21 protein-coding genes and 1 tRNA gene are annotated in these 22,172 nt (G+C 58.4%); 14 read left to right on the forward strand and 8 right to left on the reverse strand.

Annotated elements, in window-relative coordinates; all coding sequences use genetic code 11:
- Positions 1 to 24 precede the first annotated feature (24 nt).
- A complete protein-coding gene (locus tag CCGE525_RS18450; protein WP_245472037.1) occupies positions 25 to 294 on the reverse strand; it encodes a hypothetical protein in 270 nt (89 codons plus the stop codon).
- 155 nt (positions 295 to 449) lie between these two features.
- Between CCGE525_RS18450 and CCGE525_RS18455 the strand changes: the two genes are divergently transcribed.
- The 5 genes from CCGE525_RS18455 (at position 450) to CCGE525_RS18475 (ending at position 4,687) form a co-directional block, all read left to right on the forward strand.
- Positions 450 to 524, forward strand: a tRNA-Thr gene (locus CCGE525_RS18455).
- Between the two features lie 360 nt (positions 525 to 884).
- Positions 885 to 1,331, forward strand: coding sequence for a hypothetical protein (locus CCGE525_RS18460; RefSeq protein WP_162950216.1), 447 nt, complete (start codon positions 885 to 887; stop codon positions 1,329 to 1,331).
- Positions 1,332 to 1,752: 421 nt separating this feature from the next.
- Positions 1,753 to 2,733 (forward strand): hypothetical protein, encoded by a 981-nt coding sequence (locus CCGE525_RS18465; RefSeq protein WP_162950217.1) that lies wholly within the window; start codon positions 1,753 to 1,755, stop codon positions 2,731 to 2,733.
- A complete protein-coding gene (locus CCGE525_RS18470) occupies positions 2,714 to 3,421 on the forward strand; it encodes a hypothetical protein (RefSeq protein ID WP_120705549.1) in 708 nt (235 codons plus the stop codon). The genes CCGE525_RS18465 and CCGE525_RS18470 overlap by 20 nt, the downstream gene beginning before the upstream one ends.
- Positions 3,422 to 3,622: 201 nt before the next feature.
- A complete protein-coding gene (locus CCGE525_RS18475) occupies positions 3,623 to 4,687 on the forward strand; it encodes a D-alanine--D-alanine ligase family protein (RefSeq protein ID WP_120705550.1) in 1,065 nt (354 codons plus the stop codon).
- 44 nt (positions 4,688 to 4,731) lie between these two features.
- Here the strand turns inward: CCGE525_RS18475 and CCGE525_RS18480 are convergent, their stop codons facing one another.
- Together CCGE525_RS18480 and CCGE525_RS18485 are read right to left on the reverse strand one after the other, a co-directional pair.
- Positions 4,732 to 5,079 (reverse strand): CAP-Gly domain-containing protein, encoded by a 348-nt coding sequence (locus CCGE525_RS18480; protein ID WP_120706490.1) that lies wholly within the window; start codon positions 5,077 to 5,079, stop codon positions 4,732 to 4,734.
- Between the two features lie 271 nt (positions 5,080 to 5,350).
- Entirely contained in the window at positions 5,351 to 5,821 is a 471-nt protein-coding gene (locus CCGE525_RS18485; protein WP_120705551.1) for a cupin domain-containing protein, read from the reverse strand.
- A 251-nt stretch (positions 5,822 to 6,072) separates the two neighbouring features.
- Between CCGE525_RS18485 and CCGE525_RS18490 the strand changes: the two genes are divergently transcribed.
- The 6 genes from CCGE525_RS18490 (at position 6,073) to CCGE525_RS18515 (ending at position 13,309) form a co-directional block, all read left to right on the forward strand.
- Positions 6,073 to 7,275, forward strand: a complete 1,203-nt coding sequence (locus CCGE525_RS18490; protein ID WP_120705552.1) for a four-carbon acid sugar kinase family protein — start codon at positions 6,073 to 6,075, stop codon at positions 7,273 to 7,275.
- Between the two features lie 470 nt (positions 7,276 to 7,745).
- On the forward strand, positions 7,746 to 8,624 hold the full coding sequence (locus CCGE525_RS18495; protein ID WP_120705553.1) for a carbohydrate ABC transporter permease: 879 nt from the start codon (positions 7,746 to 7,748) through the stop codon (positions 8,622 to 8,624).
- Positions 8,621 to 9,535, forward strand: coding sequence for a carbohydrate ABC transporter permease (locus tag CCGE525_RS18500; protein ID WP_120705554.1), 915 nt, complete (start codon positions 8,621 to 8,623; stop codon positions 9,533 to 9,535). The genes CCGE525_RS18495 and CCGE525_RS18500 overlap by 4 nt, the downstream gene beginning before the upstream one ends.
- 4 nt (positions 9,536 to 9,539) lie before the next feature.
- Complete coding sequence (locus tag CCGE525_RS18505; RefSeq protein ID WP_120705555.1) at positions 9,540 to 10,643, forward strand: ABC transporter ATP-binding protein; 1,104 nt, start codon at positions 9,540 to 9,542, stop codon at positions 10,641 to 10,643.
- A gap of 44 nt (positions 10,644 to 10,687) precedes the next feature.
- The gene (locus CCGE525_RS18510; RefSeq protein ID WP_120705556.1) at positions 10,688 to 11,935 is read left to right on the forward strand and encodes an ABC transporter substrate-binding protein; all 1,248 of its coding nucleotides are present in this window, start codon (positions 10,688 to 10,690) and stop codon (positions 11,933 to 11,935) included.
- A gap of 222 nt (positions 11,936 to 12,157) precedes the next feature.
- Positions 12,158 to 13,309 carry an FUSC family protein gene (locus CCGE525_RS18515; RefSeq protein WP_120705557.1) on the forward strand — a complete coding sequence of 384 codons (1,152 nt, stop codon included), beginning with the start codon at positions 12,158 to 12,160 and terminating at the stop codon, positions 13,307 to 13,309.
- Between the two features lie 234 nt (positions 13,310 to 13,543).
- Here CCGE525_RS18515 and CCGE525_RS18520 read toward each other — a convergent pair whose 3' ends face one another.
- Complete coding sequence (locus tag CCGE525_RS18520; RefSeq protein WP_120705558.1) at positions 13,544 to 14,020, reverse strand: MarR family winged helix-turn-helix transcriptional regulator; 477 nt, start codon at positions 14,018 to 14,020, stop codon at positions 13,544 to 13,546.
- A gap of 97 nt (positions 14,021 to 14,117) precedes the next feature.
- On the opposite strand from CCGE525_RS18520, the gene CCGE525_RS18525 reads away from it, so the two are divergent.
- Positions 14,118 to 14,486, forward strand: a complete 369-nt coding sequence (locus tag CCGE525_RS18525) for an antibiotic biosynthesis monooxygenase family protein (protein ID WP_120705559.1) — start codon at positions 14,118 to 14,120, stop codon at positions 14,484 to 14,486.
- 72 nt (positions 14,487 to 14,558) lie between these two features.
- On the opposite strand, the gene CCGE525_RS18530 is transcribed toward CCGE525_RS18525, so the two are convergent.
- Both CCGE525_RS18530 and CCGE525_RS18535 read right to left on the reverse strand, forming a co-directional pair.
- A complete protein-coding gene (locus tag CCGE525_RS18530; protein WP_120705560.1) occupies positions 14,559 to 15,002 on the reverse strand; it encodes a VOC family protein in 444 nt (147 codons plus the stop codon).
- A 5-nt stretch (positions 15,003 to 15,007) separates the two neighbouring features.
- Complete coding sequence (locus CCGE525_RS18535; protein WP_120705561.1) at positions 15,008 to 15,442, reverse strand: VOC family protein; 435 nt, start codon at positions 15,440 to 15,442, stop codon at positions 15,008 to 15,010.
- 332 nt (positions 15,443 to 15,774) lie between these two features.
- On the opposite strand from CCGE525_RS18535, the gene CCGE525_RS18540 reads away from it, so the two are divergent.
- Positions 15,775 to 16,680 (forward strand): IclR family transcriptional regulator, encoded by a 906-nt coding sequence (locus CCGE525_RS18540; protein ID WP_245472038.1) that lies wholly within the window; start codon positions 15,775 to 15,777, stop codon positions 16,678 to 16,680.
- A gap of 159 nt (positions 16,681 to 16,839) precedes the next feature.
- The gene (locus CCGE525_RS18545; RefSeq protein ID WP_245472039.1) at positions 16,840 to 17,637 is read left to right on the forward strand and encodes a metallophosphoesterase family protein; all 798 of its coding nucleotides are present in this window, start codon (positions 16,840 to 16,842) and stop codon (positions 17,635 to 17,637) included.
- Positions 17,638 to 17,807: 170 nt separating this feature from the next.
- Here the strand turns inward: CCGE525_RS18545 and CCGE525_RS18550 are convergent, their stop codons facing one another.
- Both CCGE525_RS18550 and CCGE525_RS18555 read right to left on the reverse strand, forming a co-directional pair.
- Complete coding sequence (locus CCGE525_RS18550) at positions 17,808 to 20,957, reverse strand: efflux RND transporter permease subunit (protein WP_162950218.1); 3,150 nt, start codon at positions 20,955 to 20,957, stop codon at positions 17,808 to 17,810.
- 20 nt (positions 20,958 to 20,977) lie between these two features.
- On the reverse strand, positions 20,978 to 22,135 hold the full coding sequence (locus tag CCGE525_RS18555) for an efflux RND transporter periplasmic adaptor subunit (protein WP_120705564.1): 1,158 nt from the start codon (positions 22,133 to 22,135) through the stop codon (positions 20,978 to 20,980).
- Positions 22,136 to 22,172 lie beyond the last annotated feature (37 nt).

The following is a 22,172-nucleotide window of genomic DNA, read 5'->3' on the forward strand; positions in this document are numbered from 1 at the left end:
TTTGATGATGGGCGACATCAATCATTACGATTCGTCCATTTTTGCGGCGGCATCCTTCGCATCGGACGAATTTGCTGCGGGAAGCCCATCCGTCTCATCCGCCTGGCCCGCGCGGCGCGCCCTCACCTGCTGCTTGCGGCGCGTAAGATTTTCCCGCAGCTTCTGCGCCGCCCGCTCCCGACGCCGCTCCGCCTCGATATTCAGCTTCGCGCCCGCGCCTTGCCTCTCTCCGCCAGTCGTCAAACCGCCTTGCGAGATCGGCTCATCACCAGTTTTCGTCTTATCCGCACACATCCCCTTCCCATATCCGAAATCCCCAGCCTTCAAAAGACCGACACAATTTTTCCCGCGATCTTTCGCCGAACTTGAAATTTGCGGCTTGCACTTACCTCTCACCTATGGCAATAGCCGCCTCGCCCAACACGGCGCACCGACTGGCGCCACGGTTTGCTGCTATAGCTCAGGGGTAGAGCACTCCCTTGGTAAGGGAGAGGCCGAGAGTTCAAATCTCTCTAGCAGCACCAGTTTTCTTCTTTGTCTTTCAAAGATTTACTCATACGAAGCACGGCATAATTGCGTGTAACTCCACCTAAATGCACGGAACACAGCGTGAATTGCACGGATTATCCGTGCAATATCGGCGCGCAATGTTGGATGGATGTTCTCAAGAGTGCGCGGCCGGAGCTCTTCCTCCGCGCATAGGATGACTTGTGGACAGTTGCATGCCGCCCGAATAACCTCGCTCTAGCGTTTCAGAGGGCGAGCAAATGCGTTACATATGGGATAGGCTCCGGGCATTACCAAAGGACTTGGATCTGGTGGCTTGGGCTGCTCTTATCGTCTCATGCGCCGCATTGTATACCTCGGTGAGACAGGCGAGCGTGATGACGGAAGCCCTGACCTCCTCAGACCGAAACCGACTGGTCGAGCAAGCAATGGAGAGCACATTCGCTATCTGCGATCAATTTAGCGCATTGGCGGAACCAACCTACGGCAAACGAAACCCTCCCATGCCTGTTGATTTTGACGCCCTGTTTTCTAGAGCCAGGCAAAATTGGAGATATGCCGCATTTTGGCTCAAGGAAGATCAGGCTAGACAAGCAATGATCTATCTGACGGAAATTACCTCCTTGAAGGCTGACTCAGGGTTCGATGCAGCTTATTCAGATTATTTATCCGCGAGAAACGAGAGTAGCCCACAAGAGCGAATCGAAGTCTATCGCAAGTACAGCTTGGCCTGCCAGAAAAGCGCTGTCGACATCTTTGCTGCCGTCATGGACAATCCTGGGATAGGGCGCTCCATTGGTGAGTTTCTCCCGGCATTCAATTAAGCCCGCAAAAAGCGGATTGGTTAGTGAGCAACAGCTTGGAAAGCTCGACCCAACTGAACATAGCCAAGCCCCTTTGCCGTAAAACTGCGCCGATCCGACGTGAAATCGCGCAATGATCTCAATAGGGTTGTAAAACGACCTGCGACGTTTGGCCCACGCCGATCAATGTTACGGCTTTCCCCCTTTGAATCATGATCTACGCGAGTGCGAAATCCTCAAATTGATGAATGATCCGAGTGAGAACTGCCGATCATAGCGTTACGCCAGATTTATGGGTCCTGAGCCTAGCTAGGAGGCTTAAGTTGTGCCGCCAACAAAAAAGCAACGTGACATTGGCGATAAATAAGATCATTATAATAATGGGACAGGGCATCATCCAGAACGGGTTTTATTTGGCGTCACAACAAGAGGGGCGACGCTTGTGGGAACATTTGGCTCGACGTTGTTTGGCGTTGGCGCAGTTGACCTGCGGAGTTTCTGCGCGGCTATGCTTACCCCAACGCTTGGCTTTGCTTTCCTCTATCTTCTCGGTCGCCCATTAAAGAAACTTCCCGTTATTGACGTTGAGTCTGACTATCGTCCTCCTCGGTGGGTGCTTCCTATTTTCGCATTGGGGTCGATATTCTTTCTTTCTCTTGCTTTTTCATGTTCGTTATTTCTCGATTTGTTAAAAATGAGTCCAAGTGATACGGATTTCCTTCAGATGTACGAACGAGAAATTGCTGTGACGAAGGAGCCCATCACTGAGCCTTTGTCCAAAGCTTCAATTAAGTTAGATTCCTACGACGGGTTCAGTACATTCGAGTTTTTCTTTAATGGATACAGGATATTTAGTAGCGAGGTGAACTGCTTGATGCAGTATCAGTGTCACAAGCCTTCGCAATTCCTCGACACTGAGTTCAATGTAGCGACTAATAACATACTGGACAGCTCACTGCATAACATTAGAGAAAAATATGAGCTTCCGCATGAAGAATCTATTTTGCAGCTCCTTGTTCCAGGCGATAATTACTTGGACATAATATCGTCAAACTCAGGTATCGGTGATTGCAGCCTTCGCGGGACAATTTCTTTGAGCACTGAAAGCTCGAATATTCAAAAGATCTTCAACATTACTCCAGCGTCTGGAAAATCTTCGAGTAATGAAGCTGACAATATTGAATTTATTGATTTTCCTAGCTACGGCAACGGAGAGACCGCTGACCCGCTGCATATTGCCCCCTACATGACGCTAAGTGCCGATCCTTCCTACCGAGTCTGCGAGAGACTGCACTTCAAAATGAACCTCGCCCCAACAGCCATTCCTGCCAACATATCTGACATCGCGAACTGGAGCCGCTGGGCTCAGGCGAGTCTGAGCCGAAAACGTTGTGAGATTCTGAATGGAGCCGTCTGCAACTGATGCGCCAGAGCGCAAGCATGCACCAAACCGCAAGCCCGCAAGCAAGATGGCAAGTCGGCGAGCACGTAAGCACGTAATTGGCGCGCTTTTAAGCTTAATCATAGGCACGGCAAGCGGCTTTCCAATCGTATATTTTTTCGGCGAGTGGCTACCTCCTGCCGAACCTCACATCATTGCCGGGACGGGAAGAATTGAAGAGATACGCATGCCGGAAGGCGCTCGGAAAAAGGTGGACGTAAGGAAGTTCATAATAGCAGGAGGCGACGCGGATGATTTCGGGCGAATATATATAAACAACTACCTGGTAAATAGCGGCGAATCGCCAACAAAGCTATTCAACTCTACCAATCCCGCTGGCACTTCTGCAAGAAGTGACGCGATTAAGTACGCAGTTATTCGGAATGACTTCATGATTGAGGACAAAGATGTGACGGTATTCCTTAGAAGAGGTGACAACTATGTCGTCCGAGAGCTTGAGAATTCCATTTTCGGAACTTGTGTTGGAGGGATAAGAATCGAAGTGAACGGAGCCACTCTCGAGCATTTTCCGCAGACAATGCCAGATAATTTTTACGTCGAACCAGGCGTATCTAATTCGGTGCTTGCCCAAAAATTCGAACAAGCGGGGATCGGAGCCTTGTCAGACGCTGTTTGTGCCAGGCGCATATATCACTTTAGGCTCGAATAGGTCACAGTGCGTGGATCGTCTTAACTCGCCTCCATCGCGAGAACAAACGAGAGGCAAACACCACGGCGCCCGCCGAGAAATTCATCGTCCTACTGCACAAAAAGAACCATTTCCGTCGCTACCCTCCTCCCCAATTTAGCTGCAATCCCTCGTTTAAACCCTTGGCTCATCACATCCGTCTGAGCCGGGAGCAAAACCTTAATGTCGAAACTACGCGTAGCCGTTCTGTTTGGCGGTCAGTCCAGCGAGCATGAGGTTTCCATCATGTCGGCCGGCAATGTCATCAAGGCGATCGATGGCGGGAAATATGAGATCGTGCCGATCCTGATCGATCGGGCGGGGCGCTGGCTGCTGGTTGAGGAAAAGGGCGGCGTGCTGCCTGAGCCGATTGCCTATGCAGGCACGGAAGTCTGCCTGGCTCCGGGCGGCAAGGGGCGCCTCATGGCGCTGGACGGCGCAGGTGCGCGCGAATTGCCTGATATCGACGTGCTGTTTCCGGTGCTGCATGGGCTCAACGGCGAGGATGGCTCCATTCAGGGCCTTGCCCAGATCGTCGGCGTGCCCCTCGTCGGCTGCGGCATTCTGGGGTCTGCGAACGCGATCGACAAGGATATGGCAAAGCGCCTGCTGCGCGAGGCCGGGCTGCCGGTCGCGCGCTCCGTCACGCTTACGCGCGGCGATATCAAGAGCTTCGATGAGATCGTGAGCGCGCTCGGCTCGCCGGTCTTCGTCAAGCCCACCCGTCAGGGATCGTCGGTCGGGGTCAGCAAGGTGCATGATGCCGGCCAGTTCGAGAGCGCGCTTGCCGAGGCCTTCCGGCATGACCGCAAGGTGCTGGTCGAGGAATTCGTCCGCGCCCGGGAAATCGAATGCGCGGTGCTGGAACAGCTGGACGGTACGCTCTTCGTCTCCGTGCCGGGCGAGATCGCAACTGCGGCGACGCACGGCTTCTATTCCTACGAGGCGAAATATCTCGATCAGGACGGCGCCGTGATCACCGTGCCCGCGGATATTCCCGCCGAGACGGCCGAGGTGCTGAAGCGCATGGCCGCCGAAGGCTTCCGCGCGCTTGGATGCGAAGGCCTGGCGCGCGTCGATTTCTTCGTGAGGCCGGATTTGAGCGTCGTCATCAACGAGATCAACACCATGCCCGGCTTCACCAATATCAGCATGTATCCCAAGGCCATGGGCGCATCCGGCATTTCCTATCCGGAACTCGTCGACCGGCTGATCGAGCATGGGCTTGTCAGGGCGCGGCAGGCTTAAACCCAAGGGCGGCAGAGATTCAGGCCGCCCATTCCGTCTTCCCGTCAGACCTTTTCCGTCTTCTTGGTCTTGACCTTCGACTCCGCCGGCGCATCGGGTGTCGGCGCCAGCAGCTTTCTGAGCGAGGCGATCTTGTCCTTCACCAACGGACGGAAGCGGCTGGCGCGGTAGGGCATATCGGCGGCACCATAACCCTCGGGGCCATCGTCGTTGCCGCGATGGATCTCCTCGAGCTTCACGCCGATGAACGTGCCGTCGACATAATGCGTATATTCGCCGACCCAGCGGATCGTGTAGATCGTCCCCTTGCGGATCAATTGGTCGATGCTGACATGCTTGAACGTGTCATCGATGCAAACGACCTTCTGGCCCACATGGAAATCGTAGCTCACTCTGTTCTCCTTGGATCGACAGGGACCACCATGCCCCATCGCCGGGACGCGAGCATAGCCGCATATCAGCTTGCGAGTAAACGTGGCGAATGCCGCAGCGCGGATCTGCGGCGCTGCGAAGGGCGACGAAGCGAACGTCGGCAAGCCTCGGCGAAGGCCGAAGACTGCACGCTGTTCATTGCCCAATGGCTACCGGCGCGCGGACCGATTCTTTGGTGCGACGTCCGTCGCGCTCCGCGACAGGGCAGCAACCTTCAAGGCCTCCAACGAGCTATTGCGACTTTTGAGGATCGTCTGCCGGATTGATATATTTGATCCCCCAGGGGCCATTGGTGGTGATCTGGAGGACAGTCTCCTCGTTAAAGTAAACGAAATGCGCCGTGCCGGGCGGCAGCGCGAAGAAACTGCCCGCAGGCAGTGGCTTGGTGGCGCTCCGATCGGCGGTCTTGCCCATTCCAAAATTGGTCGTCCCCGATATCACCGTGACCACCTCATCCCCAGGATGCGTGTGCGGTGGGATCGCGTAGCCGGCTGGCACTTTGAGCCGTAGGGCAAATAAACCTTTCTTCGTGGGATCGCCGAACAAGACCGCCGCTTGTGCTCCGGCAGGAAGCACTTTGGGGGCTGGGCCCCACTTGACATCATTGGGAACCACCAGTGTATGTGCCTGCTCTGCCAAGGCAAAGGAAGCGATTCCACAAAATCCGATCCAGCCGATTGCAAGTATCGACGCGATTTTCATGACAACCTCCCTGTGTCGCCGGGCCTTCCGCCTCGGCTGCACGCTGGGGCAGGCTCGCGAACAGTTCAGAATAAGTCCGCCTACCATTCCGAGCAAGGTTCCCCTGGGTCATCCAATCGGATTACGGGCCCATTCGACTTGACAACTCCCCCATAATTTAAAGACTGCACCCACCCAAATCGGCACACCGGAACGTCATTCCCATGCTTATCTCCACCGCATCCCGAGCCCTTTGGAGGCGATGATCGCTCATGCCCACCCTCCGCCTCATTGCTGACGATCTGACCGGCGCGCTTGACACGGCGGTCGAATTCGTCGGCGTCTATGGGCCGATCGAGGTACAGCGGGAAGATGCACTTCCGGTAAGCCTGCCGGATTGTCTCGCCATCGATAGCGGCACCCGCGAGAAATCGGCAGCCGAAGCAGCTGCTATCGTCGGCGGCCTCGCGCCGCTGCTCGAGGGCGCCGATCTTGCCTTCAAGAAGGTGGATAGCCTGTTTCGCGGGCCTTGGGCAGCGGAACTCGCAGCCTGCTTTCGGCTCGGCCACTGGCGGCATTGCATTCTGGCGCCGGCCTTTCCGCATCACGGGCGGCACACAAGGGGCGGTCGGCAGGTGCTTTTTGCCGGCAACGACGCCTGGCGCGATGTCAGCGGCGACCTGGCCGCTCAACTGAGAGCGGAAGGATTGCCGGCCTTCAGCACAGCGCTCAGTGAGCACCCTGCCGATGCCGTAACATCCATACCGGAAGGCATCCATGTTTTCGATGCCCATTCGGACGACGACCTGGACGCCGTCATCGCGTGGGTTTCATCCGAGCTGCCGGGACCGGTCCTTTGGAGCGGCACCGGCGGGCTGGCTCGGGCACTAGCGCGGAATATCGATCTGGCAACGCGTCATCAATCTCATCCTGGAAAGCGCGCGGGCGAAGGGCGACCCGCGCGATCCGTGTCCGCCGTGCCTGTTTCGCGCCGGCTGCAGAGACCGGTGCTTGGCCTGTTTGGCTCGGACCAGCCGATCACGCTCGCGCAACTCCAGGCCTGCGGCCCCTATTGGCTGAAGCTTTCGGAAGGCGCGGATGCCGATACCGTCGATCGACAAATCCGGCAAAGCGGCGTCGCCATGGTCAGCGTCGATCTGCCGACAGGGCTCGAACGCGACGATGCGGCGAGGCGGATCGAGGCGACCTTCGCCGGCATAGCCAAGACACTGCCGGCTCCGGCCACGTTGATTGTCGCCGGTGGCGAAACCTTGCGAAATCTTTGCTCGGCGCTCGACGTCACAGCCCTCAGCATTACCGGCCAGGCCGCGCCAGGCCTGCCCCTCTCCACAATTGTCGGCGGTCCATGGCAAGGGACCACGGTGATCTCGAAGTCCGGCGCATTCGGGGGCCCGACCTTGTGGCGCGATCTGCTGAGTGAAAATGCTCTGATTGCCGGAGGAGAAGAACCATGACGCGGCAACGGGAGGGTGAGGCGGCCCTATCCCGCCCTTGGCGGGCGGGAAAGCAATTTCACTGGTTTAGGAATTGCGATATCTGAACCTCTATTCGCTCAATAGCTTGGCGCAATTTCTAAGCCATTGAAATTGCAAGGGCGGGGGTCCGTTACTTGCTCATTCTTGAGACCGAGCGCCCCTGCCTACCCCCTCTCTTGCAAAATCTAGCACTTAGCCTCACGGCTAAATACTGATTTTGCTTTCTCGCCCGCCGAGGGCGAGATAGGCCAAGCGCTTGTCGCATCTCCCTCACCTATTCAAATAAAAACAAGCCCGTATCCCCGCCGCAAATGAATCCCCTGACATCATTGACATCTGCGGCAACCCGCACCAATATTTAATTCGTTATGAACTAGAGGAAGTTCATATAAAAACAGGTATCGCAAGCTTTCTGGGAGTGAGCGGGCGGCGACCTGGGGAGGAGGCTCATGGGAATCCGGTGGAGCCGTGTCACGCCGCATCTGGCCGTCGCGCCGGCGGCCTTGATGACGCTCGTATTCTTTATCGGCGCCATTGCCTGGACGGTCTATCTGTCCTTCACGGCAAGCCGACGCTTTCCCGACTACGAACTGGTCGGCTGGAAACAATATTGGCGGCTGTTTCATGATGCCTCGTGGCTGTTATCGCTGCAAAACCTGGTGATCTTCGCGATCGGCAGCCTGTTTTCCATCATCCTTGGCTTCATCCTGGCCGCGATGATCGACAAGGAAGTGCACGGCGAAGGCATCTTCCGTACCATCTTTCTCTATCCGCTCGCCATATCGCTGATCGTCACCGGCCTCGTCTGGCGCTGGCTGTTCAATCCAGGCCTCGGCGTCGAAAACGTGCTGCATTCACTCGGCTGGCAAAGCGCCTCGTTCAACTGGCTGGCGAGCCAGGACACCGTCATGTTCGGCGTCATTCTCGCCGCCGTTTGGCAGTCGACCGGCTTCTTCATGGCGCTGATGCTGTCTGGACTGAAATCGATCAATACCGAGATCTGGCAGGCCGCCCGCCTCGACGGCGTGCCCTTCTGGCGGCTCTATATAGAAGTCATCATCCCGATGATGAAGCTCACCTTTTTCACCTGCATCATCCTGCTCTGCATCGGCGTGGTGAAGGCCTATGACATCATCGTCGCGATGACCAATGCCGGCCCCGGCGGCGCCTCGATCATGCCCGCCTATTTCGTCATCGACGCCTATTGGCAGAAACAGAATCTCGGCTACGCCTCGGCCGGCGCCACGATCATGCTGCTGACCACGCTCGTCCTGTTCCTGCCGCTGGTCTTGGTAACGGTCTGGAGACAGAAGAGGAGCGCGACATGACGGCGATCAGTTCCAATGCCGGCACGTCGGCCCCCTCCGCCGTCAAGGCGCGGCGGCGGCCCTTGATCCGGCCGAGCCGCGTCGTGATCTTCGTCTTCCTGCTGATGGCGGCCGCCTTCTTCGCCGTGCCGCTCTATGTCGTCATCGTCACCTCGTTCAAGACGATGGATCAGATCCGCCTCGGGCAGATCTTTTCCCTGCCCTCGCCCTGGACCACGGAAGCCTGGTCCTATGCCTGGACACAGGCCTGTTCCGGCATGAACTGCAACGGCGTGCGCGTCGGCTTCGTCAATTCGCTCTATATTCTGGCGCCGAGCCTGGTACTGACGATCTCGCTTTCGATCGTCACCGGCTATGGCCTGGCGCTCTGGAACGTCAAATGGGCGAATGGCTTCCTGTTCGTGCTGTTCATCTGCGCCTTCGTGCCGTTCCAGATCATCATGTACCCGCTGATCAAGATCGCCGGCGGCCTGCATATCTATGGCACCACCTTCGGCATCGCCGTCATTCACAGCGTCCTGTCTCTACCCTTTCTGACGCTGATCTTCCGCAATTATTTCCGCGGCCTGCCGCCGCAGATCATCGCGGCGGCGATGATCGATTCCGGCTCCTTCTGGCGCATCTTCTTCGAGATCGTCCTGCCGATGTCGGGCAATATCATGGTCGTCGTGCTGATCCTGATGATCACGGGCATCTGGAACGACTTCCTCGTCGGCCTCACCTTCGGCGCGCAGGACACGCAGCCGATGACGGTGGTGCTGAACAACATCACCGTGACGACGACGGGCGCCAAGAACTACGCGGTCGACATGGCCTCGGCGCTGCTCACCGCCCTGCCCCCGCTCGTCATCTATTTCGTTCTCGGCAAATTCTTCGTCCAGGGCATCACCGCCGGCGCAATCAAGGGATAGCGTAATGCCGACCATTGCCTTCAATAATATCGTCAAGAAATTCGGCGCTCTCACCGTCATCGAAAACCTCAACCTGGAGATCGGCGACGGCGAATTCCTCGTCCTGCTCGGCCCCTCCGGCTGCGGCAAGACGACCCTGCTCAATCTGCTGGCAGGACTTTTGGAGATCGACGGCGGCGAGATCAGGATCGGCGAGCGCGATGTCAGCTATCTCGATCCGAAGGACCGCGGCCTTGCCATGGTCTTCCAGTCCTATGCGCTCTATCCGACCAAGACCGTGCGCGGCAACATGAACTTCGGCCTTTCTTCGCGGGGCATTTCCAGGGAGGAGGCCGACAAGCGCATTGCCTGGGCTGCGAAGCTCCTGCAGATCGAGCACCTGCTCGACCGCAAGCCATCGCAACTATCAGGCGGTCAGCGCCAGCGCGTCGCCATCGGCCGGGCACTGGTGAAACAGTACGGCGTCTGCCTGTTCGACGAGCCGCTCTCCAATCTCGACGCCAAGCTGCGCAACGAGATGCGCATCGAGATCAAGAAACTGCATAACCAGTTGAAGAACACCGTCGTCTACGTCACCCACGATCAGGTCGAGGCCATGACGATGGCCACGAAGATCGCGGTCATGGACAAGGGCGTCATCCAGCAGTTCGGCACGCCGGACCAGATCTACAACGAGCCCGCCAATCTCTTCGTCGCCGATTTCGTCGGTTCCCCGGCAATGAATGTGCTCAATTGCACGGTCAAGCAGAACGGTAGCGGCCTTGTCGCGGTCGATGAGCCGAACGCCGTCTCGATCAACCTCGATGCTTACAAATGGAAGAACAAGGGCGTGGCCGGCAGCGCGGTCAAGGTCGGCTTTCGCGCCGAGGATTTCTTCACGGAGCCGCATGAGGACGGCGGCGAGACCGTGCGATTCGACTGCCCCGTCGAATATTTCGAGAAGTCCGGCGCGGATGCCTTCGCGTTCCTGACGCTTGCCGGGCGGACGATCGCCGTTCGCATCGATGGCCGCAATGCCAATCGCTACCGTGGCCGCACGGATCTGCCGGTCTATCTGCCGCTCGACAAGCTGAATGTTTTCGACGCGCAGACGGGGCAGCGGCTTTGAGGCCTCAAGTTTTCTGAAGACAATTCTGATGGGAGGAAGGAAGCATGATGAAGTGGAAAGCTTTAGGTCTGGCCGCGGCGTTGCTGGCGGGCACGGTGCTTGGCGGCACGGCTTCGGCCGATGAGGTCGTCGTCTATCATACCTGGTCCAAACCCTCCGAAATCGCCGCGCTCGGCGTATTGCGGGACGCCTGGGGCAAGGACGGACACCAGTGGAAGGACCTGTCGATCGCCCATGATTCCGGCGCCAATGTCAGCCTGATGAACATGATCACCGGCGGCAATCCGCCCGCGATCTTCATGAACTCCGATCCCGGCATCTATCGCGACCTGACCAAGCAGGGCCTCGGCGTGCCCCTGACGAAACTCTTCGACAGCATCGGCGCCACCAAGAACTTTCCGCCGGCCGTCCTGAAAAACATCACGGTCGACGGTGAGATCATGAAGGCGCCGGCGACGGTCCATATCGATGGCATGATCTACTACAACAAGCATGTCGCCGAAGCGACCGGCGTCGATCCCAAGTCCTGGAAATCCCTCGACGATCTCTTTGCTGATTTCGACAAAGTGAAAGCCAAGGGCTATATCCCGATCGCACAAGGGGGCGACCAGTTCCAGAAGGCCTACCTCCTGCAGGCAGTGATCGCCTCCGAGGAAGGCCCAGATATCTACAATCGCTTCTACGGCGAAAAACCCGACAAGAGCGTGATCGACACGCCGGAAATGCGCACCGCGCTGAAGCGCTTCCGCCAGATCCAGCAGCATACCGATCCTGGCTCGCCCAATCGCCAATGGAACGACACGACCAACCTTGTCATCACCGGCAAGGCACTGCTGCAGATCCACGGCGACTGGATGAAGGGTGAATTCCTCGCCGCCAACCAGAAGCTCGGCACCGATTTCGACTGCATCAACATCCCCGGCACCAAGGCCGTGGTCGTGACGGTCGATGCCTGGGGCTTCCTCAACACCAATAATGCCGACACCGCCAAGGCGCAGGAGGACTTCGCCAAGCTCGACGTCGATCCGAAAATCAACGCCGCCTTCGTCTTGAAGAAGGGCGCAAGCCCGGTCCGCACCGATGTCGACACCTCCAATCTCGACGCCTGCAACAAGCTCGTCCTCGAAACGCTGAAGGACCCGAACAAGCAGGTCTCCAACCCCTTCAACACCGCCGATGCCGACTGGTATCGAACGATCTGGGAGCAGGCCGACAAATATTGGAGCGACCCGAACCGCACCGAGGACGATTTCGTCAAGGCGATGCAGGATGCCTATGATCAGATCTTCTGATCGAGCTTGAGAAGCAATCGTATCTGAACCCGGCGAGAGCGATTTCGCCGGGTATTTTTGTTTCGCGGCGGGAATTTCCGAGCGCCTCGCAAGACGGCCGGATCAAGTCTGCCGAAGGGATCGCTCGCAGCGTGCTTTGTGCCCATGCTTTATGATTGTCATAACGATCACGCAGCAGCTAATAGTTATGTCATACCGGTCTAATTGAGATTGAGTTTCTCAATGAGTGACAGAACTCCAGATGAATCCGACATCGAAAGCCGCCCGCCGGAGCGCTCGGCGCCGGCTGATGCGTCCGGCCCGGTCCTCACCTACAAGAAAATGACCGCAAGCGTCATTTCATGGATCGATCGGATCGACCCAGGCGTTCACCGTCGCATCAAAGGGCTCCGGCTTGTCACGGCCTACGGCATCGCAGCTCTGCTCGGCACGCTTCACGATCTGACGCATCTCACCGGTGCCGCTTCCGTAAGTGTACTCGCCGGCGGCATCGCGCTTTGGGCGAGTGTTTCGGAAGCGCGGACGTCGCGTTTCGAATCGAGCCGGGATATCGCACTTCTTACCGCATCTGCGACAGCCGGTGCACTTGTTATGGCCGTAAGTGCGCCTGCTCTCAACGGAACCGGGCTTCCCGGCGTTGAACTCATATTGGCGAGTGGTGCATTCCTTGTCGGCTATCTCAAACGCTTTGGAATTCTTGGCGGCGGGATTGGGTCGCAGGTCTATATTGGCCAACTTCTTGCCTATGGCACGGGTCTCACGGCGTCGGACCTAAGGGCCATCGTGGCGGCAGGCCTGATTGCGACCGTCGCGGCAATGGTTCCTCGTCTGCTGAGCGGGCCTGCCGAGCGACCGGTTCTTCCGCCCACCATGGCGATGCCGAAAAGCGCCGAGCGCGGCTGGTGCTCGCCAGAATTGATAACCGGGTTGCAGGCGGCCGTTGCCGCCATCGCCATCGTCGCGTCGCGCGACAAGTTCGGCATGCAGGAATCCGCTTGGGCCATCACGGCCTGCACTTATACCGTCACAAATTCGTTCACCGGAACAATGGAGCGTACTCGCGGACGCTTGATCGGTACGATGATCGGCGTTCCCTTGGGTCTTGCCTGGCTCCCGATTGCCGCAGATGTCCAAATCCTGATCTGGATCATGGCGGCAATCGCAATGATCATCTACGCCATGGCTCTGCCGGAGCGTTACGACATTGCATGCGCCGCTTTCGCCTTCGCGTTGGTTGTCACCTTGGCGGCCAGTGGCGAATATTCAGCGTGGGTGCTTGCGGCGCGCATTTGGGAAACTTTCATCGGCGCCGCTTTGGGAGTTGCGTCGGCAATCCTTCTTCTGCCTTTGCGCAAAAGGTACTTCGAAGGATAGAGCGTAGCCTCTCGCGGCAAGACTTGAAGCGAAGATCTAAATCAATCCGCATGGCCCCTCCCGGCCCTGCCGACCATGTGCAGAAAAACATCGGACCAGCTAGAGCAATTTTAGGAAAAGTGCGCAGCGGTTTTCCGTCCGAAAATTGCGAAAAAACAAAGGGATAGAGCGGTTCTCAGATTCCGTGAAACCGAACCGCCCTAGGTGAACGGTGACGGTGAGCGCCCTTAGCGATCAGTCGCGCTTTTCAGCATCTAGTTCTCCATCAAGTCGTTCCCGCAGCGCCGCCATGACGCGATGTGCGGTCTGGATGTCTTCAAGCGAGAGCCCTTCGGTCATCGCGTTGACGCGCGGGTTATAAGCTCTGATCGCGGCGTCATAGGCTAGCTGCCCTTTGTCGGTCAGCACGACGAGGTGCGCCCGCCGATGATGTGGGTTGGGCTCGAATACGACCAGCCCGTCCTCATGCAAGTCATTTACGATCCGCTGCACGTTCTGGCGGTTTGCCCCCAGATCTCGGGCCAGCCAGGCAACCGGCTGCGCCCGATCGGCATTCACGATTGCACCGAGTATCTGCCATCGCGCGCTGGTCAGCCCATAGGCCGCCACAAGCCTGTCTCCCCAGGTCAGGGTCAGGTTGTTCACCCTGAACATCGAAAGGATCAGATCGGTCAAGGCTTCGCCTGCTGGGCTTCTCGTCGTGTCGTTCATTTGTCACCATATATTATTATTGACATCATCATGTCAAAGTATTAGGTATGCATCATACCACATTGACATCATTATACCAATATGAACGGAGGCTCAAATGACGCACATGCAACCACTCGACGAAACATTTCCGATTGGCCGCCAGCTCGCTGTCAAGGCCGCGCCGGTCGTGCTCGTCAATCTCTTCACGCTCGATCCAGCCGACGAAGCGCGCTTCCTGGAAGTCTGGAAGGACGATGCCGATTTCATGAAGCGGCAGCCCGGCTTCATCTCGACGCAGCTTCATCGGGCCTTGGGCGATAACCCGACCTATTTGAACTATGCCATCTGGGAGTCGACCGAGACGTTTCAAGCCGCTTTCAGTCACCCGGACTTCCGCGCCGCGATCACCGCATATCCCTCATCCGCTGTCGCTAGGCCGCATCTTTTCCAAAAGGTCGGTGTCGCGGGCATCTGCACGGCCTAAACGTGGAACTCCCGGTCACCGCCAGAGCGATTTTCATCGCCCGCGACGGCGTCCGGGAGAAACTGTTTATCCTCAGGCCGGCTCTTTTCGCAGCCGTTCGATGGCCTGGAATTGGATGCAGTTCGGCGCCATTTCCATGACCTCGATCTGCGTGCCGTCGGGATCTTCGATCCAGCCGCCACGATTGTGGTCGATGCCCGGCTTTTCCGGGCGCGGTTTGCTCGGATAGATGCCGACTTTCGCCAGTTCGGCGAAGGTCGTGTCGATGTTTTCGACCGTCAGGCAGATGTGGAAGATGCCGATGCTGTTCGGCCCGGTTTCCGGCCTGTCGACGCCCTTGGGGAAAAGTTCGAGATATTGGTCGTCATTGATGCGCAGATAAACGATCCAAGCCTCGCCCTTGTCGTTCAGCAGCCGCGTCATCTCGCGAAAGCCGAGCTTGTTGTAGAAGGCGAGCGACGCATCCAGATCGGCAACGCGCAATGCGATGTGGCCGAGATGCTTGAAGAGATCCATCGCGATCAGCTCCCGGCCTTGATGCGGGCGATCGCCTGCAGTTGCAGGGCCTTCTCGCCGAGCTGCATAAGCTCGATGCGGTTGCCTTCGGGATCGGCGATCCAGGCCTGATAGTTATGATCGACACCGAGCTTCTTTTCCGCGGTGAGCACGACGCCCTTACTGGTCAGCTCGGCAATCGCGCCATCGATATCATCGACTTCCAGACAAAGGTGGTTGAAACCGACATTGGCAAAGGGCGGTGCGCTGTCGCCGACCGCGTCCGGAAACAGCTCGATATATTGCGTGTCGGTGATGCGCAGATAGACGATCCAGAGACGGTTGTCGCGCTCCAGACGAAACATCTCATCAAAACCAAGCTTGTTCACGTAGAAGTCGAGCGAACGCTCGATATCCTTGACGCTGACGGCGACGTGGCCAATCGATTTCACATTCCTCACGTGCAGTACCTCCTCTTTGAACTGTTTCCTCAGCCAAAGCCATCGCGGCCCCGGCAATCTCCTCTCAGCCATCGGACACATCCGCTCCCACGGATGTCGCCGGCTTCGACATCAGGACCGTCATCGCAAAATGTTGCGGAGGATATGATGCCAGATGTTTTTATTTGAACTATGATGCGTTCATGTGTGAATTTAGGAGTAATTTTCTGCTAAAGTCAATCGCAGTGATGGTGCACTGATGGTGCATTGCGTGGAAGCAGCGCTTTGCGTAAGGAATGCAGGGGAAAAGGGTGGAGGATGCGCGCCCATGGCATCCATCTCAAGGATTTGGCATGGCTGAGATCAGTGAAGAAGCATCGCAGAAATATCGCATTCCGGTCATCGAGCGGATGGTGGATGTCTTTGCACTGCTCGAGCGGACACCGGAAGGTGCGACGATCCGCGAGGTCGTCAAAGCCGTGAAGCTGTCGCGGACCACCGTCTACCGCATGCTGAATACGCTAAGCGCGCATGATTTCGTCCACCGCTCGCCCGCCGGCACCTACACGCTCGGTCGGCGGCTGCTGACGCTTGCAGCCCATGTGGCGCCAAATGTCGCGAGTTACGATCTCTTAGCGATCGCCCAGCCGCATCTGAACCAGATGTCTGATGTCACGGGTGAAGGCGGCAAGCTTACCGTGCTGTCGGGCGACGAAATCCTCGTCGTTGCTGCCAGCCAGGGCCGCGGCCAATATGCGCTGACGGCGTCGGCCGGTCAGCGCTTGCCGATCCATGCGGGCGCTGCGGGCAAGATCCTGCTGGCATTCTCCCCGCAGGAGGATATCGACCGGCGCCTTTCCAAGCTCGATGCCCTGACCAGCCAGACGATCTCGGACCCGGCACGCATGCTGGAAGAACTCGCCCTCATCCGGGAACGCGACTGGGCGCGCGATACGGGCGAACAGATGGTCGGTGTTCATGCCTTTGCCGCCCCCGTCCGCGATGCTTCGAATGCGGTGATCGCGGCCGTCAGCATCCCGTTCGTCGCCGGTGTCGATGAGCGTCGCGTCGAGGAAATTCACCGTACGGTGATCGCAACGGCACGGACGATTTCGAAGGATGTCGCCGAAGCGTCGAAGGATGAGCTTGCGGCTGATATTCCAATGACCGCGGAACCATCGGCGAACAAGCATTCATCCGCCGCAAAACGCTCCAATGCCGCAGCCACTAAAGGCCGCGTTAGCCATATCAAAGCGTAACTGCTCTTATCCCCTTGTTTTTCTTAACCTTAGTGTAAGTTCCGCCCTCCAACGTGTCTTGCGTTGAGCCACCGGCTGAACTAGCGTCCTGTCGCTGCCTTAAAATGGCGGAACTATTAGAATATTTCAAAAGATTGCACTGCGTGTTGGCGTACGTCCATGACCGGACTATTTCATCGGCTTATCGGCAGGAGAACGGCGAAGTTCATGGAACAACACCGGCGGCAACGCATCGATCTGACCGCAGAGGGCTACACAGCCATCTATGCGATAGGCGATATCCATGGCTGCTACGACTCGTTGATCGAAGCGGAGAGGCGCATCGTCGAGGATGCCGCCACGATTCCTGGCCGGAAGCTGCTGATGCTTCTTGGCGACTATGTCGATCGTGGTCCGCGATCAAATGACGTGCTGCAGCACCTGTGCGAGCCGTCGCCTGCGGGCTTTGACCGCTACATCCTCTGCGGCAACCACGACGACGTCTTCCTGAAGTTTCTGGACGATCCGCGCGCCAACAGCCATTGGCTTGAATTCGGCGCCGTTCAAACGCTCGCCTCCTATGGCGTCGACGCGGAATATCTGCTGCTGGAAGAAGGCCGGAGCATAGAAGAATTCGGCGAAACCGTTCGGCAGGCTGTCCCGCGGGCGCATGTCGAATTGCTGCGCTCTCTGCCTATCGCCATCATCATCGGCCCCATTCTCTTCGTCCATGCCGGCATCCGGCCTGGCATACCGCTTGCTGAACAAACCGACCAAGACCTGATCTGGATCCGCGACCCCTTCCTCTCCGAAGGGCCGCAATTACCGCTGCTGGTGGTCCATGGTCACACGCCGGGCTTGCAACCCGACTTTGGTAACAACCGTATCGGCATCGACACCGCCGCCGCCATGGGTGGAAGCCTGACTGTCCTCAAGATCGCCGACGGTCGGTGCACGATCCTAACGCAGGTCTCCTGAGCAGTTCCAGGACAAGTGCGAAGCGGTTTCCGTCCGGAATGGCGTAAAAACAAACATTAAAGCGGTTCAGGCGACTCCGCTTAAACCTGAGCCGCTTTAAGCAAACAGCCCAGCAAAATTAAAGGGGTCCCGGCATTTGCGGAGACCCCTTCTCGCTTTGCCCGCGCTTGTTATTCCGCTGCCATAGCCGGCGGTAGATGATCCACGGCGTCGTTGCTCTCCTCTTGCTCGGCCGGCGTTTGCCCCTTCTGTTTCGGCTCGCGGCCGAAGAAGAGCGCGTAGCCTGCCGGCAGCACGAAGATGGTCAGTACGGTGGCGACCAGGATGCCGCCCATCATGGCGTAGGCCAGCGGCCCCCAGAAGACGCCCCGCGAGATCGGGATCAATGCCAGCACCGCCGTCAGCGCCGTCAGCATGATCGGCCGGAAGCGCCGGACGGCCGAGCCGATGATCGCCTCCTTCCGGTCCATGCCCGCCGCAATATCCTGGTCGATCTGGTCGACGAGGATGATCGAATTGCGGATGATGATCCCGAGAAGCGCGATGACGCCGAGGATCGCCACGAAGCCGAAGGGTGCGCCACTGATCAGCAGGGCACCGGCCGCACCGATGATGCCGAGCGGACCGGTGGCAAGCACCAGCATCGCCTTGCCGAAGTGCTGGAGCTGCGCCATCAGCAGCACGACGATGATGACAAGCATGATTGGCGCCTTGGCGGCGATCGAGGCCTGGCTTTCAGCGCTGTCTTCGGCACCGCCCTGGATCTCGATCTTGTAACCTGCCGGCAGGCTGTTCCTGAGATCGGCCATGTCGTTGTAGAGCTTGGCCACGACGTCATTCGACTGCACGCCGTCGGGAAGGGTCGCCCTGACGGAAATCGTCGGCAGACGGTCACGGCGCCACTCGATGCTCTGCTCCATGATGGGCTCCACCTTGGCGACCTGCGACAGCGGCACGAAACCGCCGGAGTCGGTCGGGATGTAGATGGAGTTGACCGACGTCAGCAGGTGGCGGCTGGCGTCCGGCTCCCGTGCGACGATGCCCACGGTCTCCTCGCCCTCACGATAGTTGTCGAGGGTGACGCCGGACATCGAGGCCTGCAGCATCTGGCGGATACGCTGCGAGGTGACGCCGAGTGCGCGGGCACGGTCCTGATCGATCACCAGCTTCATGGCCGGCACCGGCTCCAGCCAGTCGTCATGGATGGCGCCAAGCAGCGGGTTCTGTGCGAAGCGCGCCTTGACCTCGTCGGCGATGTGGCGAACCTCCTGCCGATCCGGGCCCATGACGCGCAGTTGCACCGGCCAGCCGGTCGGCGGACCCAGGAACAGGCGGTCGACCTTGGCGCGGACCGAGGGGAAGTCGGCGGCAAGCATGCTGCGCAGCTTGACGATCAGACGCTCGCGGGCCGGTTCGTCCTTGGCCATAACCAGCATCTGGGCATAGTTCGGATTGGTGAGCTGCTGGTCGAGCGGCAGGAAGAAGCGCGGGGCGCCTTGGCCGACAAAGGTCGCGATGAACCGCTTGTCGGGATCATCGGCCATGCGGGCCTGCAACCTCTGCGCTTGGCGCTCGACTTCCTTGATGCTGGTGCCTTCCGGCAGCCAGAGATCGACCAGAATTTCAGGACGTGAAGACTGCGGGAAGAAATTCTGCGGAATGAACTGGAACGACCACAGGCTGCCGACGAAGGCGGCCAATGTCAAAAGCAACACGATGACGCGATGACGCACGGCCCAGCTCACCGACGACCGCAGACGACGGTAGAAACGTGTGTCGAAGACATCGTGGTGCTGGCCGGCGTGATGGCGCTGCTTCAGGATCATATAGCCGAGCCATGGCGTGAAATAGACCGCCACGAACCAGGAAATCACCAGCGCGATGCCGACGACATAGAACAGCGTGCGGACATATTCACCGGCAGTCGATGCGGCAAAACCGACCGGAATGAAGCCGGCCGTGGTGATCAGGGTACCCGTCAGCATCGGGAAAGCGGTCGAGGAATAGGCAAAGCTCGCGGCATCGAGCTTGACCAGCCCCTCCTCCAGCTTGCGTTCCATCAGCTCGACCACGATCATCGCATCGTCGACAAGGAGGCCGAGCGCGATGATGAGGGCGCCGAGCGAGATACGCTGCAGGTCGATGCCGAGCTCGTACATCATGGCGAAAGTCGCCGCCAACACCAGCGGAATGGCGATGGCGATCACCAGGCCGGAACGCCAGCCGATCGACAGGAAGGAGACAATCAGCACGATCACCAGCGCTTCGCCGAGCGCATGCATGAACTCGCTGATTGCATCGGTCACCACTTCCGGCTGGTTGGAGATCTGATCGACCTGTACGCCGACCGGCAGCGAGGCCTCGAAACGCTTGTAGGTTTCTTCCACCGCGTTGCCGACGTCGGTCACCTTATTGCCATTGGCCATGACGACGCCGAGCTGGACACTCTCGTGGCCGTTATAGAGGAACTTGGCCGTGTAAGGATCCTGCAGCCCGGCGTTCACCGTTGCGATGTCGCCGAGACGCGTAACCTGGCCGCCGGCGGTCAATCGGAGATTCTTGATATCCTCGATCTTGTTGACGTCACCTTCGACCGAGATGCGCACGGAGCGTGTGCTCGTGTCGACAGAGCCGGCCGGATCGACCTTGTTCTGGCCGACGATCGCATTCTGCAGTGCACTCAGCGTCAGACCGCGCTCGGCCAGCACCTTGGAGGAGACATCGATATAGATCTGCTCGGGCTGATCGCCGATGATCACAGCCTTCTCGACGCCGGGAGTCGCAAGCAGCATATCGCGGGCCTGGATGGCGAATTTCTTCAGCTCGGGATAGCTGTAGCCATCGCCGCTGATCGAATGCAGGGTGATGAAAGTATCGCCGAACTCATCGTTGAAATAGGGGCCTTGCAGGCCCTCCGGCAGTGTATTGGCAATATCGCCGACCTTCTTGCGCACCTGATAGAAGGCGTCCTTCACCTGTTCGGTGTTGGTGTCGCCCTTGATCTGGACGGTGGTGATGGCAAAGCCGGCACGGGTATAGGATTTGACCCAATCGAGATGCGGCGTCTCCTGCAGCTTGCGCTCGATCTTGTTGACCACCTGGTCTTCCATGTCCTGCAGCGAAGCGCCGGGCCAGATGGTCTCCACCACCATGACGCGGAAGGTGAAATCTGGATCCTCCTTCTGGCCCATATGCGTGAGCCCGAGCGCGCCGGCGATGATAATCAGCGCAAACAGGAAGCGCGCGATGCTGGGATGGGCTATCGCCCATCTCGACAGGTTGAAGCGCTTCTTTTCTTCGGAGGTGCTGTTCATAGTCATTGTCCCGCCCCTCGATCGATTTAGCGCACGATATCGGCAGCCGCTGCGGCGCTGCCACTTGTCTCTGCCGATGCTTGCTGCGCAGTCGGCACCTTGACCTTCATATTTTCGTTCATGAATTGCGTGCCGGCGGCAACGACGACATCGCCGGCCTTGAGACCATCGGCAACGCGCACCCCGTCATCGGCGAAATCGGCAACCTTGACGCTACGAGAATGCACTGTGCCGGCGCCGCGATCGACCAGCCAGACGATCTGCTGGCCATCCTTCTGGGCAAGCGCGCTCAGCGGAATAGAGACGTACGGCTGGGTATTGTCGGCCTGAGCCTCGATTGTCGCGGTCATGCCGAGCAATACGCGCGGATCGTTCGGCAGGCTGACACGGACCGCAAAGGTACGCGACTGAGCGTCGGCACTTCCGGATACTTCGCGCACCTTGCCGGGGAGCACCAGTGCATCGTCGGACCAGAAGTGTGCCTTGACGTCCTTGCCGACCTTGAACTGGGCGATGTCCATTTCCGGAACGGCGATCTGCGCTTCCTTTTCGCCGTCGACGGCGACAGTGATAACGGGCGTGCCGGAACCGACCACCTGGCCGACATCGGCATTGATGGTCGTCACGATGCCGTTCATGTCCGACGTCAGATCGGTATAGGCGACCTGGTTCTTCGCTTCTGCCAGCGCTGATACGGCGGAATCCCGCGTCGATACGGCCTGGTCATAGGAAAGCTCGGCCTGTTCGAGCTGCGATTTCGGCGCGACGTTCTTGTCGAAGAGCTGCTGGGCGCGATTGCGTGCGAGTTCCGTGGTCTGCACCTGCTTTTCCGCCGCATCCAGATCGGCCTGCGAGCGGCGCACGGCCAAAACGTAATCGGTGGAATCGATGCGCGCGAGCACGTCGCCGGGCTTGACCTTTTCGCCGATATCCACCTTGCGCTCGACGATCTTGCCGTTGACACGGAAGCCAAGGTTCATATCCGTCCGCGCCCTGACCGAGCCGGAATAATCGAGCTTGCGCGTTGTATCCGCCTGAGCGATCTCGACCACCTTCACCGGCCGGATCACCTCCGCCGTTTCCTCTTTTTTCTGGTTGCAGCCGGAAAGCGTGAGCGCAATGGCGGCAAAGAGTGCGGCGCCGGCAACGGATCTTATGGTGGTGGTGGTCGTCAGCGAACCCATGTCGCTCTCCTTGATGAAACGGCTTTGGTCAATTGGC

It is taken from the genome of Rhizobium jaguaris, from assembly GCF_003627755.1.
GTDB classification, from domain to species: Bacteria; Pseudomonadota; Alphaproteobacteria; order Rhizobiales; family Rhizobiaceae; genus Rhizobium; species Rhizobium jaguaris.

What these genes read in the sequence shown, in the direction of transcription:
- CCGE525_RS18450 (WP_245472037.1), bottom strand. Translation starts at nt 294, where the DNA reads ATGTGTGCGGATAAGACGAAAACTGGTGATGAGCCGATCTCGCAAGGC.
- CCGE525_RS18460 (WP_162950216.1), top strand. Translation starts at nt 885, where the DNA reads ATGACGGAAGCCCTGACCTCCTCAGACCGAAACCGACTGGTCGAGCAA.
- CCGE525_RS18470 (WP_120705549.1), top strand. Translation starts at nt 2,714, where the DNA reads ATGGAGCCGTCTGCAACTGATGCGCCAGAGCGCAAGCATGCACCAAAC.
- CCGE525_RS18475 (WP_120705550.1), top strand. Translation starts at nt 3,623, where the DNA reads ATGTCGAAACTACGCGTAGCCGTTCTGTTTGGCGGTCAGTCCAGCGAG.
- CCGE525_RS18485 (WP_120705551.1), bottom strand. Translation starts at nt 5,821, where the DNA reads ATGAAAATCGCGTCGATACTTGCAATCGGCTGGATCGGATTTTGTGGA.
- CCGE525_RS18490 (WP_120705552.1), top strand. Translation starts at nt 6,073, where the DNA reads ATGCCCACCCTCCGCCTCATTGCTGACGATCTGACCGGCGCGCTTGAC.
- CCGE525_RS18495 (WP_120705553.1), top strand. Translation starts at nt 7,746, where the DNA reads ATGGGAATCCGGTGGAGCCGTGTCACGCCGCATCTGGCCGTCGCGCCG.
- CCGE525_RS18500 (WP_120705554.1), top strand. Translation starts at nt 8,621, where the DNA reads ATGACGGCGATCAGTTCCAATGCCGGCACGTCGGCCCCCTCCGCCGTC.
- CCGE525_RS18505 (WP_120705555.1), top strand. Translation starts at nt 9,540, where the DNA reads ATGCCGACCATTGCCTTCAATAATATCGTCAAGAAATTCGGCGCTCTC.
- CCGE525_RS18510 (WP_120705556.1), top strand. Translation starts at nt 10,688, where the DNA reads ATGATGAAGTGGAAAGCTTTAGGTCTGGCCGCGGCGTTGCTGGCGGGC.
- CCGE525_RS18515 (WP_120705557.1), top strand. Translation starts at nt 12,158, where the DNA reads ATGAGTGACAGAACTCCAGATGAATCCGACATCGAAAGCCGCCCGCCG.
- CCGE525_RS18520 (WP_120705558.1), bottom strand. Translation starts at nt 14,020, where the DNA reads ATGAACGACACGACGAGAAGCCCAGCAGGCGAAGCCTTGACCGATCTG.
- CCGE525_RS18525 (WP_120705559.1), top strand. Translation starts at nt 14,118, where the DNA reads ATGACGCACATGCAACCACTCGACGAAACATTTCCGATTGGCCGCCAG.
- CCGE525_RS18530 (WP_120705560.1), bottom strand. Translation starts at nt 15,002, where the DNA reads ATGGATCTCTTCAAGCATCTCGGCCACATCGCATTGCGCGTTGCCGAT.
- CCGE525_RS18540 (WP_245472038.1), top strand. Translation starts at nt 15,775, where the DNA reads ATGGCTGAGATCAGTGAAGAAGCATCGCAGAAATATCGCATTCCGGTC.
- CCGE525_RS18545 (WP_245472039.1), top strand. Translation starts at nt 16,840, where the DNA reads ATGACCGGACTATTTCATCGGCTTATCGGCAGGAGAACGGCGAAGTTC.
- CCGE525_RS18550 (WP_162950218.1), bottom strand. Translation starts at nt 20,957, where the DNA reads ATGACTATGAACAGCACCTCCGAAGAAAAGAAGCGCTTCAACCTGTCG.
- CCGE525_RS18555 (WP_120705564.1), bottom strand. Translation starts at nt 22,135, where the DNA reads ATGGGTTCGCTGACGACCACCACCACCATAAGATCCGTTGCCGGCGCC.